Here is a 14,745-nt window from a genome sequence, read left to right as displayed (position 1 = left end):
GCGCAGGTATCGCCGGCGTTCCCGGGCACCGGGAGCGTTGGGCACCGCGTGGCAGAATGGGCGCTTCGCCCGCCCTTTGAAGCCCGCCGATGCGCCTGTCGCAGTTCCATCTCCACACCAGCAAGGAAACCCCCGCCGACGCCGAAGTCATCAGCCACAAGCTGATGCTCAAGGCCGGCATGATCCGCAAGCTCGCCGCCGGCCTGTACACGTGGAGCCCGCTGGGGTTGCGGGTGCTGCGCAAGGTCGAGCGCATCGTGCGCGAGGAGATGGACGCCGCCGGTGCGATCGAGCTGCTGATGCCGGCGGTGCAACCGCGCGAGCTGTGGGAGGAGACCGGGCGCTGGGAGAAGTTCGGCGGCCAGCTGCTGAAGATCCAGGACCGCAAGGAGGCCTGGTACTGCTATGGCCCGACGCATGAAGAGGTCATCACCGACTTCGCCCGCCACGAGCTGTCCAGCTACAAGCAACTGCCGGTCACCTGGTACCAGATCCAGACCAAGTTCCGCGACGAGATCCGCCCGCGTTTCGGGGTGATGCGCGCGCGCGAGTTCCTGATGAAGGACGCCTATTCCTTCCACCTGTCTGATGACGACCTGGCCCGCCAGTACCGGGTGATGTACGACGCCTACGCCCGTATCTTCACGCGCCTGGGGCTGGGCTTCCGCGCAGTGTTCGCCGATACCGGTGCGATCGGCGGCAGTGCCAGCCACGAATTCCACGTGCTGGCCGATTCGGGCGAGGACGCCATCGCCTTCAGCGAGGGCTCCGACTATGCCGCCAACGTGGAGCTGGCCGAGGCCGTGTCGCCGGGCGAGGGCCCGGCTGCCACCGAGGCGATGCGCACGGTCGATACCCCGGTCCAGAAGACCTGCGAGGACGTTGCCGCGCTGATGGGCATCGCCCTGGACCGCACGGTGAAATCGATCGCGCTGATGGGCGGTGACCCGGCCGGCGCGGCGCAGTTCGTGCTGGCGCTGGTGCGCGGTGACCATGCACTCAACGAGATCAAGCTGGCCAAGCTGCCCGGACTGGCTGACTACCGGCTGGCCACGGAAGCCGAGATTGACGAGCACCTCGGCAGCCAGCCGGGGTTCCTCGGTCCGGTGAACCCTGCGCGGCCCGTGCGCGTGGTGGCCGACCGCAGCGTCGCGGCAATGGCCGACTTCGTGGTGGGTGCCAACGTCCCGGGCCAGCACCTGGCGGGCGTCAACTGGGGCCGCGACCTGCCCGAGCCGGCCACGGTGGCCGACATCCGCAACGTGGTGCCCGGGGACGCTTCCCCCGACGGCCACGGCCGGCTTGGCATCGCCCGCGGCATCGAAGTCGGGCACGTGTTCCAGCTCGGCCGCACCTACGCCGAGGCCATGAAGTGCACCGTCCTGGACGAGACCGGCAAGGCCGCCACCCCGTCGATGGGGTGTTACGGCATCGGCGTGTCACGCATCGTGGCCGCGGCGATCGAGCAGAACCACGACGACGCCGGCATCCGCTGGCCTGCGGCGATGGCGCCCTGGCAGGCGGTGGTCTGCGTCATCAACCCCAAGAACGACCCCGGCGTCGCCGAGGCGGCCGATTCGCTTTACCGCGACTTGAATGCCGCCGGCATTGAAACCGCGCTGGACGACCGCGGACTCCGGCCCGGCGCGATGTTCGCAGATATCGAGCTGATCGGTATTCCGCATCGCGTGGTGGTTTCGGGCCGGGGACTGGAAGCGGGGACGTTCGAATACCGCAGGCGCGATGCCACCGAGTCGGAGAACCTCGAGCGTGCGGCGCTGCTCGACCTGCTGGCAGGCCCGCCCGCCGGTTAGCCCGCAGCGCGGCACACGGGATTGCCGCCCATTTAAAGCGTCGATTACCCGCCGATTATCTCCGGGGCGGGTGCCCCCAACCGGTCCCGTCACATCCTGCGCATTTACGCAGGACGCGGCGGGACAGTATGATGGCGGCCGGCGCCAGGGACGGTTTACCTCCCTCATCCATATCCGGAGATTTTTCATGTCGATCGACGTCAATTCACTGTCGGCCAAGGAACTCGAGTCCCTTATCACCAAGGCCAAGAAGCGCAAGACCACCCTGGCCAAGCGCAAGCCGGCGTCGGTAGTGAAAAAGAAGTTGGCCGCCCAGGCCAAGTCCGAGGGCTACACCCTGGCCGAACTGTTCGGCACCGGCACCGGCGCCCCGCGCGCGCAGGCCGCTGCGGGCAAGACCCGCAAGGCGCGCAAGCCGCTGGGCAAGGTTGCGCCGAAATACCGCAATCCCTCCAACCCGGACGAAACCTGGACCGGCCGCGGCAAGCAGCCACGCTGGCTGGCGGCCTACACCAGCGCCGGTCGCAGCGTGGACGAGTTCAAGATCAAGTAACTCGTCCGGTATTGCCCAGCAGAACGCCGGCCCCGCGCCGGCGTTTTTGGTTTCGTCCCTCCCCCGGCCGGCGGGAGTTTCGCCGGTCGCGGCCCAGAGGTTTACCCGCGGCATCGACCCGGGGAATTCGCCCGCGTGGCGGTCAAAGGTTTCGGCGCGCTGGCAGCATCAGGTTGCCGAACAGCAGGCCCGCGACCAGCGCCAGCAGGATATTGACCACCGCCAGCAATGCCTCCTGGCCGACATTCACGTCCTGCTGCTGGATCAGCGTGAGCAGGCCGCGCAGGCTGGTACTGCCGGGCACCAGCATGATGATCCCCGGCACCCGGATAATGGCCCCGGGCCGCTTCCACCAGCGCGCGTAGGCATTGCCGGCCACGGTCATCGCCAGCGCCGCCAGGAATACTCCCGCGGGACTGCCGAAGGCCAGGCCGGAATACCGCGATATCAGATACCCGCCTGCCGCCGCGGCCATCACCTTGGGGTAATCGCGCCGGTCGCCGCGAAACAGCACTGCGAATGCGAAGGCCGCCACCAGCAATGCGCTCCACTCCACCCATGCCGGTTGCGGGCGCAGCGCGCGCACTGCCGGTTCCAACCCCAGCAGCGAGGCCGCGTACAGCGCGATCACGGTGCCGACCGTGAGCTTCATGACCGTGGTCACCGCGCCGGCGAACCGCGCCGTGCCCGACACCAGGTGCTGGCTGGTCAATTCGCTCATCGCATTGGTCAGCGCCAGGCCGGGCAGCAGCACGATCAGCGACGCGATGATCACCGTATTCATATTGAGCGGGGCGACGAAACTGGCCACCAGCACGGTGACCGTCGCGGCAACCACCCCGGCGATGGCATCCACGCCCTCCTTCAACCGGGGCCGGGAATCGGCAACCAGCACCAGCATCCCGATCAGCAGGCCGTTGGCCGCAGCGACGCCGATATCCAGCCAGGGCAGCCGCAACAGGCCCGCCACGCCGGCCGCGGCCAGCCCGAAACCCACCGCCTGCAGCACCTTGGCGCGGGTCCCCGGCGGCCGGTCAAGCACCTGCATCGCCGTGTGGGCTTCGGCCAGGTTGAGCTCACCGGCCAGCACCGCCTCGGCGATGCGGTCGGTCTCCCCCAGCCGGTGCAGGTCGTTTTCCCCCGGCGGCAACCGGATCACCCGCGTGGTGTCGCTCTCGCCGGGCGGACGCTGCGGGTCGCTGAAGGTGAGGATCATCCCGGTCGGGTTCGACCACGGCTCGCACTCCAGCTTGAGCTTGTGCGCCACCGAGGTGATCGCCGCTTCCAGTCGCTGCGAGGTCGTGCCGTAGGCGTGCAGCCGCTCGGCCAGCTCGATCACGAAGTGGATGCGGGCAGCGTAGGTGGCGTTGCTCAGCGGGGCGGGCGTCATGGGCGAAAGCATGGCATGGGCGTGCGACAGGTGGCGGTTCGCGCAGTGCCCGGATGCAAAGCGCCCCAGCCCTCACGCTGCCTACCCCCCGGTGTGTATCCTCGCCCGGACCCATGACCGTGACCGCCCCCGACGCGCACACCCCGACCGCCAGCCACGAGGGCGACACGCCGGACCAGGCGCGGCTCTCCGGGCGCTGGACCCTGCGACAGGCCGCCGCCATCAGCGAGGCGCTGACCGGGGTCCCGGAGTCCGTGCGATCGCTGGACGTCCGCCATGTCGAGCGGCTCGACTCCCTCGGCGTGTTGCAACTGATCCGCTTCGCGCGACGTCGCGACCTGCCGTTCGAGGATTTCGAGTTCGACGAGCGCCACCGCGCGCTGGTGGCCGCGATCGAGGACGTCGCCGACGACCGCCCCAAGCGCAAGCGCGAGTTCGGCCTGGCCGCCGCCCTGGGCCGGCTCGGTGCGGCGGTCGTGGAGAACTGGAAGGAGGTGCTGGCACTGGTCGCCTTCTTCGGCGAGGTGCTGGCCAAGCTCGTGCGCATGGCACGCGACCCGCGCCGGTTCCGGATGACCTCCACCGTGCACCACATGGAGCAGGTCGGGCTGGACGCGGTGCCACTGGTGGCGTTGCTGTGCTTCCTGGTGGGCGCGGTGGTGGCGTTCCTGGGGTCGACCATCCTCAAGGATTTCGGCGCGGTGATCTTCGTCGTCGAACTGGTCAGCATCGCCTTCCTGCGCGAGTTCGGCGTGCTGCTGACTGCGATCCTCCTTGCCGGCCGTACCGCCAGTGCCTTCACCGCGCAGATCGGCGCGATGGTCAGCCGCGAGGAAGTGGACGCGATCCGCACGCTCGGGCTGGACCCGGTGGAGCTGCTGGTGATCCCGCGAGTGGTGGCGCTGGTGGTGATGCTGCCGCTGCTGACGTTCGTGGCGATGGTCGCCGGCCTGCTGGGCGGCCTCACGGTGGGCGCCTACGGTCTGGACATCCCGCCGCAGGCCTACCTGGCACGGATGCAGGAAACGATGGAATTGCGGCACTTCCTGGTGGGCATGGTGAAGGCACCGGTGTTCGCCCTGGTGATCTCGCTGATCGGCTGCCTGGAGGGCATGCAGGTCAAGGGCACCGCGCAGTCGGTAGGCGAGCGCACCACCTCCAGCGTGGTGCAGGCGATATCGCTGGTGATCATCATCGACGCGTTCGCCGCGATCTGGTTCATGGAGATGGACTGGTGAGCGCACCCGCCGACCCTGCAACCCAGGCCGGCCCGGACGTGCGCGGGCCGGAGGCCGGCGAGACGCCGATCGTGCGCGTGCGCGGGCTGGTGAACCGGTTCGGCGAGCAGGTGGTGCATGAAGGCCTCGACCTGGACGTGATGCCCGGCGAGATCCTCGGCGTCGTCGGCGGCTCGGGCAGCGGAAAGTCGGTGCTGATGCGTTCGATCCTGGGCCTGCGCACCCCCAACGAAGGCGAGATCGAGGTGCGCGGCATCGATGCGCGCAGCGACGACCCCGCCCTGCGCCGGCAGATCGAGCGCAGCACCGGCGTGCTGTTCCAGGACGGCGCCCTGTTCTCCTCGTTGACGGTCGGCGAGAACGTCCAGGTACCGCTGAAGGAACACCACCCGGACCTGCCCGACTCACTGCGTTACGAGCTGGCGCTGCTGAAGGTGAAGCTGTCGGGGCTGCCGGCCGAAGCGCTCGACAAGCTGCCTTCGGAGCTGTCCGGCGGCATGCGCAAGCGCGCGGGCCTGGCGCGGGCGCTGGCGCTGGATCCGCCGCTGCTGTTCCTTGACGAGCCCACCGCCGGCCTGGATCCGATCGGCGCGGCCGCGTTCGACAGGCTGATACGCACGTTGCAGGAGGCACTGGGGCTCACCGTGTTCCTGATCACACACGACCTAGACACGCTTTACGCTATCTGCGACCGCATCGCGGTGATCGCGGACCGCAAGGTGATCGCATGCGCCACGCGGGAGGAGATCGAACGGATCGACCACCCGTGGGTGCAGGACTATTTCCACGGACCGCGCTCACGCGCGGCAAAACGGGCCCACGCGGCCCAGGGCGGTTGAGATGGAGACACGCGCCAACTACGTGCTGATCGGCGCCTTCACGATCATCGTGTCGCTGTTCCTGCTGCTGTTCGCGCTGTGGGCGGCGAAGTACTCGTCGGAAAAAAGCTGGCGCGAATACGCGGTCATCTTCGACGAGCCGGTCACCGGCCTGACCAAGGGCAGCAACGTCCAGTACAACGGCATCTCGGTGGGCACCATCGACCAGCTGAGCCTGGCCAAGGACGACCCACGCCAGGTCATCGCAGTGCTGCGCGTACAGGCCGATGCACCGATCAAGGCCGACACCCGCGCCAAGATGTCGATGACCGGCATCACCGGCAGCCCGATCATCCAGCTCACCGGCGGCACCCCCGGCAGCCCGCCCCTGGCCGACGTCGACGACCGCGAGATCCCGGTGATCCTGACCGAGCCCTCGGCATTGCAGAACATCGCCGATACCGCCAACCGGCTGGTCGCGCGGCTGGACCAGGTGCTGAGCGAGGAGAACGTCGAGCGGGTGGCCAACACGCTGGAGAACATCGAGACGATGACCGGCACCGTCGCCGACCAGCGCGAGGACCTGCGGTCGATCATCGTCAATGCACGCCAGGCCAGCGAGCAGCTCAACGCCACGCTGGCCACCACCAACCAGGCGGTGCAGGACATCGACCGGGAACTGGTCGAGAAGCTGCCCGGGCTGGTCGCCAAGCTGGACAGCACCCTGGCCAACCTGGACCGCACCGCGCTCAGTGCCAACGGCATCCTCAACGAGAACCGGGCGGCGATCAGCAGCTTCGCCAATGACGGCCTGGCCCAGCTCGGCCCGACCCTGGGCGAGCTGCGCGGGCTGGTCCGCGACCTGCGCCGCATCAGCGACCGCCTGGACAACAACCCTGCCGGCTACCTGCTGGGCCGCGACGCACCCAAGGAGTTCGAACCCGAATGAGCACCCTGCCCCTGACTTCCCGAGTGTTTGTCCGGTCGGCGGCCGTCATCGCAATGGCCGCGTTGCTGGCCGGTTGCGGCGTGCTGGGCGGCGGCAAGCGCGATCGCATCACCATCTACGCGCCCGACCCGCGCGTGCAGGCCGACCCGACGTGGCCGGCGGTGGACTGGCAACTTTCGCTCACCGCCCCGGAGGCGGACGGGATGTTCGACAGCCTGCGCATTGCCGTACGCCCCAGCCCCGACGAGCTGCAGGTCTACAAGGACGCCAACTGGGCCAAGCGGCCCAGCGACATGCTGCAGGACACGCTGCTGCGGGCCCTGGAGGACTCGGGGAAGATCCCCGCCGTCGCGCGCCAGGGCAGCGGCATCAGCGCCGACTACAAGCTGGTGCTGGACCTGCGCCGGTTCGAGGCCGACTACCCGCAGCCGGGCGGGCTGCCGGCGGCCACCATCGAGGTCAACGCCAAGCTGCTCCACGCGCAGGACCAGAAGGTGGTGGCGGCGCGGACCTTCCTGCACGCCGAACCGGCCGACACCACGGCGATCCCGGACGTGGTGGTCGCATTCGACCGCTCGCTGACGGCGCTGGGCCGCGAAATGGCGGGATGGATCCTGTCCACGGGACAGCAGCACGAAGTGTCCGCGCACGACTGAGCAGCCCGGCGGTCCCGCCTCGAAAGGCAGGCGGCGCGCGTGGCGCGTGCTGCTCCAGCTCCGATGCCTAGCTCCCCGCCGCCTTCACCCAGCGGAAGGTCAGGTTCACCCGCTCGCCCACTGGCCGTGCGGTGCGGGGCAATGCATGGCGGTAGTGCCGCTGCGACCCCTCGCCCATCACCAGCAGACTGCCGCTGGCGAGCTCCAGCGCGACCCTTTCGTCCGCCCTGTCCACGTGCCTGAGCACGAACCGCCGCGTGGCGCCGAGGCTGACCGATGCGATGACCGGCGCCGGCCCCAGGTCGCGCTCGTCGTCGCGGTGCCAGCCCATGCAGTCGCGCCCGTCGCGGTAGCGGTTGGCCAGCACGCTGTTGAATGGCACGCCCAGCTCGCGTGCCAGTCGCTCACGCACCGGTAGCAGCGCAGCCGGCCATGGGTGCGGGGCGTGGCGCGTGCCCGAGTAGCGGTAATGCGCGTCGGGATCGCCGATCCAGCAGCTCAGGCGCGGCGATTCGTGCTCGCGGCCGAACAGCCGCACCCGGTGAACGCCCCAGGGCACCTGGGTAAGCAGCGCCTGCAGCAGCGCACCTGCCTCCGCCGGTGCCATCCACGCCGGATCCAGGGCCACGTCGGCGTCGGGCAGCGGGAGGGTTTCCAGGGCCATCCACCACGCTAGCACGGTGGATTTGCGACAATCCGGGCCCTTCCCGCGAGCCGCCACACGGAGCTGCCAGCATGAGCGAGACCCCCCCGGACAGCGAACGCGACGTCATGGAGTACGACGTCGTCACCGTCGGCGCCGGCCCGGCCGGGCTCTCCTTCGCCATCCGCCTCAAGCAGCTCAACCCCGACATCTCGGTCTGCGTGATCGAGAAGGCCTCCACCATCGGCGCGCACATCCTTTCGGGCGCGGTGATCGAAACCGGCCCGCTTGACGCACTGTTGCCCGACTGGCGCGACAACCCACCGCCGATCTGCGTGCCGGCGACCGAGGACGAATTCTGGCTGCTGAGCAAGGAAAGCGGCCGCAAGCTGCCGGTGCCCCCGGGCATGGCCAACCACGGCAACGTGATCGTCAGCCTCGGCGCGATGTGCGCCTGGCTTGCCCCGCAGGCCGAGGCGCTGGGGGTGGAGATCTACCCGGGCTTCGCGGCTGCGGAGACACTGCACGACGAAGCCGGCACCGTCGTCGGCGTACGCATCGGTGACATGGGCGTGGCGCGCGACGGGGCCCACAAGGCCGGGTACACCGCGGGCATCGACATCCGCGCCAAGGTCACGGTCCTTGCCGAGGGCGCGCGCGGCCACCTGACCAAGCGCCTGGTCAAGCGGTTCAAGCTCGACGCCGACAGCGACCCGCAGGCCTATTCGATCGGCATCAAGGAACTCTGGCAGGTGCCCGAAGGGCGCACGTTACCGGGGAAGATCGTCCACAGCTTCGGCTGGCCCGCCGACAACGCGACCTATGGCGGCAGCTTCCTGTACCACCTGGACAACAACCGCATCGCGCTGGGTTTTGTCAGCGGCCTCGACTACGAGGACCCCAACTACCGGCCGTGGGAGGCCTTCCAGCAGTGGAAGAACCACCCGATGGTCAAACCCCTGCTGGACGGCGGCACGATCGAATCCGCCGGTGCCCGGGCCATCGTGACCGGCGGTTGGCAGTCCTTGCCGAAGGTTGAAATGCCGGGCGCGTTGCTGATCGGCGACACCGCCGGCCTGCTCAACGTCCCCAAGGTCAAGGGCACCCACCAGGCGATCCGCAGCGGCATGCTGGCGGCCGAACACCTGGCGACCGGCGCGCTGTCGGCCGACGGCTTCGACGCCAGGCTGCGCGACTCCGACGCGATGGCCGAGCTGCGCAAGGTCCGCAACATCAAGCCCGGCTTCAAGCGCGGGCTGTGGTTCGGCCTGGCCAACGCCGCATGGGAGACGGTCACCGGCGGACGCTCGCCCTGGACCCTCAGGAACTCGGCCGACTGGTGCTCGATGGAAAAACTGGCGGAGTACGACTCGCCCGAGCGCCACTGGGGCCCCCGCGAACTGCCCCCGCGCGACCGCCTGGCAGGTGTCTACTACGCCGCCACCGAGCACGACGAGGACCAACCGGTTCATCTGAGGGTGCTCGACCCCAGCATCTGCGTCACCCGCTGCACGCAGGAATACGGCAACCCCTGCACCCGCTTCTGCCCCGCCGCCGTCTACGAGATCGTCGACGACCCGGACGGCCCCGCCGGCAGCGGCAAGCGCCTGCAGATCAACGCCGCCAATTGCGTGCACTGCAAGACCTGCGATATCAAGGACCCCTACGAGATCATCGACTGGGTGACCCCGGAAGGTGGCTCGGGGCCGAATTACCGCAACCTGTAGTCGCCCGCGACGACCACGCCCCGCATGGACTCCACCATCAAACCGGCATGGGCGTGGGCGGCGGCCGCAAGCGCGATCGCCTTCGCGGCGGCCACCTGGCTTGCCCATCGCGATGCCCCTCCGCCCGATCGCGAAGCCTTGGCCGCCCTGGCCTCCCGGGTGGATGCACTGGCGCGAGAGGTGGACGCATTGCGGACGGCTCCAGCGCCCCGGGCGGGTCCGCTGCGGCCTGCGCAAACCCACCCCGCCGGCGATTCACGCTTCCGGCCACGCGCCGCAGCGCCCGCCGGACCGACCCGGGCGGACCTGCAAGCCTCCCATGCCCGTGAGCGACTCGACCCGGCCTGGGGGCCCGCGACCGAGCAGCGACTGACCCAGGTGGGCCGCACCGAGGCGATCCTGGCCATCGACGCCGACCCGCCCAGCGCCCAGCACATCCAGTGCCGCAGCAGTACGTGCCGGCTGGAATTCGAGTTCGCCAGCGGCGCGGACGCCACCGACTGGACCGTGGCCTACCTGACCGGAATCGGCAGCGGCCTCTCGCAGGCGCAGTACTTCACCGATGACCTGCCCGGTGGCCGCGTTCGCGTCACCATCTACGGCCACAAGTAGCACCTGCGACGCGCGGGCCCCAGTCCGGCCCGGGAGGGGCATGACGCCCCCATTTACATGGCCCATGTCTGGGAATACCTTCGCCGCTCCTGCCAGGAGAATCGTCGATGAGCCCCGCAGCCCGGATTGCGTCGATTCTCGCCGTGCCGGCCATGGCCGTGGCCGGAAACGCAGCGACCGAAGAGCATTATTACTACACCCGCGAGCGCGCCGTATCGGCCACCGGGATGTGCAAGGCAGCCACCTACGACGCGGGCCGGAGCCTTCGCTACCGACCCATCGGCATCTTCAACTCGGGCAGTTCCGCGGTCGATATTTCGTGCGCGCTCCGCTCGGAGTTCGTGGACGATTACCAGGTCAGCGCGTCGTTCTACAACTACAACGCCACCCCCGTGACGGTGACCTGCGCAGTGCTCAGCGGTTCCAGGGATTCGGGCAGCCCCGCCTACGTCAGGAACACAAGCGTGTCGGTGCCGGCGGGCAGCTCGGCATCCGTTTCGGGATACGCCGGATGGTTCAACCCCACCGATTTCGCAAGCCTGTCGTGCCGGCTGCCCGGGGGCGTGGAGATGGGGACCATCACCGCCAACGGGTTCTGTTATTACGGCTGCGCGTATTGACCCGCCAGGCCCCGCCTGCCCGCACACACGCATGTCCCGGGAGCACATCGCGATGACCATCAAACTGTTCGCCGCCGCGGTCGCGGCCACCCTCGCCCTGGCCAGCGTCGCCGCATCGGCCCATGACTATTACTGGGAGCACCACGTGTCGGCGACCGCCGTGTGCCAGCCCAGCACGCCGTTGCAACTGGGAGGGCTGCGCCAGCGTCCGCTGGGTATTTTCAACAACAAGCCCGAGGCGATTTACATCTCCTGCTCGTTCCATACCGACCCCTTGGGCGAAATCGGCAAGGACCGGCTGGAAATTTCGTTCTACAACGGCACCGCGGCCGCGGTGGAGATCGCCTGCACCGCGCAGGGCGGGAGCCGCACCGTGGGAGTCAACAACTACACCGGCAGCGTGGTGGTGCCGGCGGGGGCCTCCGCGCCGCTGGTATTCGACCAGATCCACCGCCGCCGGGAGGCCGGCTCGCATATCAACCTGTCGTGCCTGCTGCCGGGCGGGGTCGAGATGGGGCGCATATCGGTCCGCCAGGATTCGCGCGCGAACCTGCCCCAATAGCCAGTCAACCGGCGGGGCTGGCCGGGTGGCGGTGCGCCTGCGCAAACGTGGCAAAGGGACATGCGCGCAACGCCCCGGAATCCTCCGGGGGTACCCGGCAACACGGGGGGAACGCTCATGCGCAGGAACATCCTGGTTATTGGAACCGCCGCGGTGGTCGCAGCGGCTACGCTGGCGACGCCCCTTGCCGCGGAAGCGGCGGGCACGCGCATCAGGTACGTGCACGCCACCGGCGTCTGCCAGCCGGCAACGCCACTGGAACTGGGTGGCCTGCGGTTCCGGCCGCTGGGCATCTTCAACAGCGCCATCTACGTCTCGTGCACGCTCGGCACCGAGTTCGTCGGCGATTACGACGCCACCGATGTCAGCATCTACTTCGACAACCAGGGCACCACGGCGCAGCTAGTGCAGTGCACGGTTGTCGGCGGCAGGCGCGGCGCGGGGGTCAACTCGATGGCACGCAGTCTGAACCTGCCTGCCGGAGCGGAGCAGTACATGCTGTCCTGAACGTCGATCGGGTCCGCATTTCCCTGGCCGCGTACGGCATTTCCTGCCTGTTGCCACCCACGGTCGAGATGGGCCTGATCCGGATGCAGGAGGAAGACGCCGAGAACGGTCTATGGGCCCGCGGCCCGGCCCGCGCGCGATGCGTTGCACCGATATCACCACGCATCGCCTGAAAGCCGGTGGCCGGTTGCGGCGCTCAGTCGCGTCTCTAAGAGAGGCAAGTGACTGCCCGGGGTTGTCCCGGGCGCGCTCGCCTCAAACAGGGAGAACACGATCATGCGCAAGACCATCCTCGGCGCTGCGACCGCCACCGTATTGGCAACCGCCGCCCTGGCGGCACCGGGTGCAGCCGAGGCGGCGACCAGCCGCGTCAATTACGTCCATTCCACCGGCGTCTGCCAGCCGGCCACGCCGCTGGAACTCGGCGGCCTGCGGTTCCGGCCGCTGGGCATCTTCAACAACAAGACCACCGCGATCTACATCTCGTGCACGCTCGACACCGAACTCGTCGGCACCTACAACCTCACCGACATCAGCATCTATTTCGACAACCAGGGCAACGTGGGGCGGACCGTGGAGTGCACGGCGGTGGGTGGCCGGCGCGGCGTTGCGACCTCGTCCGTCGCCGGTGACGCGGTCCTCTCCGCCAACTCGGGGGGCACGATCTACTTCAATGACGTGGATCGCGTGAGCAGCTCCTACACCGCCTACGGCATCTCCTGCCTGCTGCCGCCCAAGGTCGAGATGGGCATGATCCGCATGATGGAAGTAGACGCGGGCGATGGCCTCTGAGGCCCGTCCCCAGCCCAGGACGATCGTGGCGCTGCTGGTCGGCGCCACGGTCATCGCCCTGCTCGCCGGGTGGATGGGCGCGCGCATGGCCGGCGGCACGGGAGGGGGCGCCATGTCGGCGCTGACCGGCCAGCCGGCCGCTGCGGGTGCGGCCGACCGGCTGGCAGCCCTGGAGCAACGGGTCGAGCGGATAGCGGTGCAGATGGACCGGCTGGCCGGAGCGACCGCGTCCGGCCGGCCCCGTCCTGCCTTGGCCGCCGCGCCCGTGGAGTCGGTGGAATCGGATGCAGAGCTGGCGCAGTCCCAGCGGAAAATGGTGCAGTCGCTGGCCACGCAGTTCGATGCCGAAAGCGTCGATCCGCGCTGGTCGGCGTCCGCCGAGGCCGCGCTGCGCCGCATCGGCAGTTCGGACGCGATCCTCTCGATAGAGGCGCAGCCACCGGACCGGCAGGTGATCGACTGCCGTCGCACGCGGTGCCGGATGGAGTTCGACTTCGCCGACAACGCCGACGCCGAGGACTGGACACTGGCCTACCTCACCAGCCTGGGGGGGACGTTGTCGCGCAGCCAGTACTTCGTCTCCAAGGGTCCCACCGGCAGCACCCGGATCACGCTGTACGGCCAGCGTTGACGAGCACGCCCGCGGGTCCACCGCGGGCGCCGGCTCAGCCGGCGTGGCGGAAGACGAGCATCCGCTGCGCATCCTGCGCTGCCACGCCGGAGTCGTGGCCCAGCCCGCCCAGGGCTCCCAGATCCTCGACCTCCAACCCCGCCCGTCGCGCGGCATCGGCGTAAGCGGCCAGCGGCCGCCACATCACCGGGAACCCCTGCCAGCCGCCCGGAGCCCGCTCGCCGACATTGACGTTGGCGTAGAGCACGCCCGCGGGGGCAAGGTGGCGCGCGGTGAACTCCAATGCTTCTTCGAGGTGCGCGTCGTCCATGTGGATGAGCACCGAGAACGCCCAGACCACGTCGAACGAGCGACCCAGCGCCAACGCCGCCAGGCCATCGGTGGCAAGCAGCGTGGCCCGCTTATCGCCCAGGCCGTGCAATTCCAGTTCGGCGCGGGCCTCGACAATAACCTCCTCACGCACGTCTATGCCGACGTAGCCGCCCGCGTCGAGGTAGTCGATCAGCGGGATGCCGCCGCGAAGCGTGCCGCAGCCCAAGTCCAGCAGGTGATCGGCGGGGGCCAAGTTACGCCCCCTGAGGAATTCGATCTGGAACAGTCGCTTCATTTGCCAAAGGCCGGGAGGCCCGACCAATCGGTGGCGCTGACGTGCCTTGTCCAAAATAATGTCTCCCTGTAGTTGACACGCATCAACTTGGATATCGCCTTAACTCCACATTTCACCACGGCTACAGAGGCGCCAAAACCGAGACCGCCGCCCGAATAAGCTCAAGGCTTGATGCCGAAGAACGCGTACCTGCGCTCGCTTCCAAATTCCAGATCACTAGAGATGCGCCCCAAATCAATCATCGATTGGCGCCATCAGGCATCGTTGCCATTCCTTGGCGAGTGATCGCAGCGGACAGCCCTTGTGCAAGCCAATCCGTGTAGACCACCGCTCCGTCCCATTTTTGAAATGCTCTCGTGGGACGTCCGGCGCAATGTAAATTGGCGTTGGCACCATCAGTCCCTGGCCCTCGTCAGTCTCTATACCGCGCTGCATCTGCAGCACCGCCAGGCACGCCCGCTCCAGTTCCCGGAGGAGCTTATCGTTGCGTGGTCGCGGGAGTCAGAAGACCCTGCATTGACGTGGGGAACGCACACGACACCGCTTCGGCTGGGGCGTCTGCTGCATGCATTTGGCTCCTTGTTTGCATGCCCTTCGTTTGAGTTTCCCGAACGCTGGGTTGACCT

16 protein-coding genes are annotated in these 14,745 nt (G+C 68.5%); 13 read left to right on the top strand and 3 right to left on the bottom strand.

The annotated features are described in order from the left end of the window. Positions 1-89: 89 nt before the first annotated feature. Entirely contained in the window at positions 90-1,814 is a 1,725-nt protein-coding gene (locus ACJQWL_RS06825) for a proline--tRNA ligase (protein ID WP_330968849.1), read from the top strand. A gap of 187 nt (positions 1,815-2,001) precedes the next feature. After that, positions 2,002-2,367, top strand: coding sequence for an H-NS histone family protein (locus ACJQWL_RS06820; protein ID WP_330968850.1), 366 nt, complete (start codon positions 2,002-2,004; stop codon positions 2,365-2,367). 142 nt (positions 2,368-2,509) lie between these two features. On the opposite strand, the gene ACJQWL_RS06815 is transcribed toward ACJQWL_RS06820, so the two are convergent. Further along, complete coding sequence (locus tag ACJQWL_RS06815; RefSeq protein WP_411300794.1) at positions 2,510-3,769, bottom strand: threonine/serine exporter family protein; 1,260 nt, start codon at positions 3,767-3,769, stop codon at positions 2,510-2,512. A gap of 41 nt (positions 3,770-3,810) precedes the next feature. Here ACJQWL_RS06815 and ACJQWL_RS06810 point away from each other — a divergent pair, with 41 nt between their 5' ends. Genes ACJQWL_RS06810 through ACJQWL_RS06795 form a run of 4 tightly spaced genes read left to right on the top strand, consistent with a single transcriptional unit; the run spans position 3,811 to position 7,418 of the window. Then, complete coding sequence (locus tag ACJQWL_RS06810; protein WP_411300793.1) at positions 3,811-4,995, top strand: MlaE family ABC transporter permease; 1,185 nt, start codon at positions 3,811-3,813, stop codon at positions 4,993-4,995. Positions 4,996-5,033: 38 nt separating this feature from the next. After that, entirely contained in the window at positions 5,034-5,834 is an 801-nt protein-coding gene (locus tag ACJQWL_RS06805) for an ABC transporter ATP-binding protein (protein ID WP_330968908.1), read from the top strand. Position 5,835: 1 nt separating this feature from the next. Continuing rightward, positions 5,836-6,762, top strand: coding sequence for an MlaD family protein (locus tag ACJQWL_RS06800; protein WP_411300792.1), 927 nt, complete (start codon positions 5,836-5,838; stop codon positions 6,760-6,762). 11 nt (positions 6,763-6,773) lie between these two features. Beyond that, positions 6,774-7,418, top strand: a complete 645-nt coding sequence (locus tag ACJQWL_RS06795; protein WP_411300812.1) for an ABC-type transport auxiliary lipoprotein family protein — start codon at positions 6,774-6,776, stop codon at positions 7,416-7,418. Positions 7,419-7,485: 67 nt separating this feature from the next. Here the strand turns inward: ACJQWL_RS06795 and ACJQWL_RS06790 are convergent, their stop codons facing one another. Next, positions 7,486-8,082 (bottom strand): alpha-ketoglutarate-dependent dioxygenase AlkB family protein, encoded by a 597-nt coding sequence (locus tag ACJQWL_RS06790; protein ID WP_330968855.1) that lies wholly within the window; start codon positions 8,080-8,082, stop codon positions 7,486-7,488. Between the two features lie 71 nt (positions 8,083-8,153). On the opposite strand from ACJQWL_RS06790, the gene ACJQWL_RS06785 reads away from it, so the two are divergent. The 7 genes from ACJQWL_RS06785 to ACJQWL_RS06755 all read left to right on the top strand — a co-directional run bounded on the left by ACJQWL_RS06785 (position 8,154) and on the right by ACJQWL_RS06755 (position 13,512). Next, positions 8,154-9,788 (top strand): electron transfer flavoprotein-ubiquinone oxidoreductase, encoded by a 1,635-nt coding sequence (locus ACJQWL_RS06785; protein WP_330968856.1) that lies wholly within the window; start codon positions 8,154-8,156, stop codon positions 9,786-9,788. A 24-nt stretch (positions 9,789-9,812) separates the two neighbouring features. After that, entirely contained in the window at positions 9,813-10,400 is a 588-nt protein-coding gene (locus ACJQWL_RS06780; protein WP_330968857.1) for a hypothetical protein, read from the top strand. 107 nt (positions 10,401-10,507) lie between these two features. After that, a complete protein-coding gene (locus ACJQWL_RS06775; RefSeq protein ID WP_330968858.1) occupies positions 10,508-11,020 on the top strand; it encodes a hypothetical protein in 513 nt (170 codons plus the stop codon). A gap of 52 nt (positions 11,021-11,072) precedes the next feature. Continuing rightward, positions 11,073-11,582: a hypothetical protein gene (locus ACJQWL_RS06770; protein WP_330968859.1), complete on the top strand. Its 510-nt coding sequence runs from the start codon at positions 11,073-11,075 to the stop codon at positions 11,580-11,582. 117 nt (positions 11,583-11,699) lie between these two features. Next, positions 11,700-12,089: a hypothetical protein gene (locus ACJQWL_RS06765; protein ID WP_330968860.1), complete on the top strand. Its 390-nt coding sequence runs from the start codon at positions 11,700-11,702 to the stop codon at positions 12,087-12,089. A 276-nt stretch (positions 12,090-12,365) separates the two neighbouring features. Next, positions 12,366-12,881, top strand: coding sequence for a hypothetical protein (locus tag ACJQWL_RS06760; RefSeq protein WP_330968861.1), 516 nt, complete (start codon positions 12,366-12,368; stop codon positions 12,879-12,881). Next, entirely contained in the window at positions 12,871-13,512 is a 642-nt protein-coding gene (locus tag ACJQWL_RS06755) for a hypothetical protein (RefSeq protein ID WP_330968862.1), read from the top strand. Before ACJQWL_RS06760 ends, ACJQWL_RS06755 begins: the two co-directional genes overlap by 11 nt. Before the next feature lie 34 nt (positions 13,513-13,546). On the opposite strand, the gene ACJQWL_RS06750 is transcribed toward ACJQWL_RS06755, so the two are convergent. Continuing rightward, positions 13,547-14,119: a class I SAM-dependent methyltransferase gene (locus ACJQWL_RS06750; RefSeq protein ID WP_411300791.1), complete on the bottom strand. Its 573-nt coding sequence runs from the start codon at positions 14,117-14,119 to the stop codon at positions 13,547-13,549. Between the last annotated feature and the right edge of the window lie 626 nt (positions 14,120-14,745).

The sequence above is a fragment of the Novilysobacter viscosus genome (genome assembly GCF_046600715.1).
GTDB classification, from domain to species: Bacteria; Pseudomonadota; Gammaproteobacteria; order Xanthomonadales; family Xanthomonadaceae; genus Lysobacter_C; species Lysobacter_C viscosus.
The sequence above is the reverse complement of the archived record's forward strand: the minus strand, read 5'-3'. Positions and strand labels throughout refer to the sequence as shown.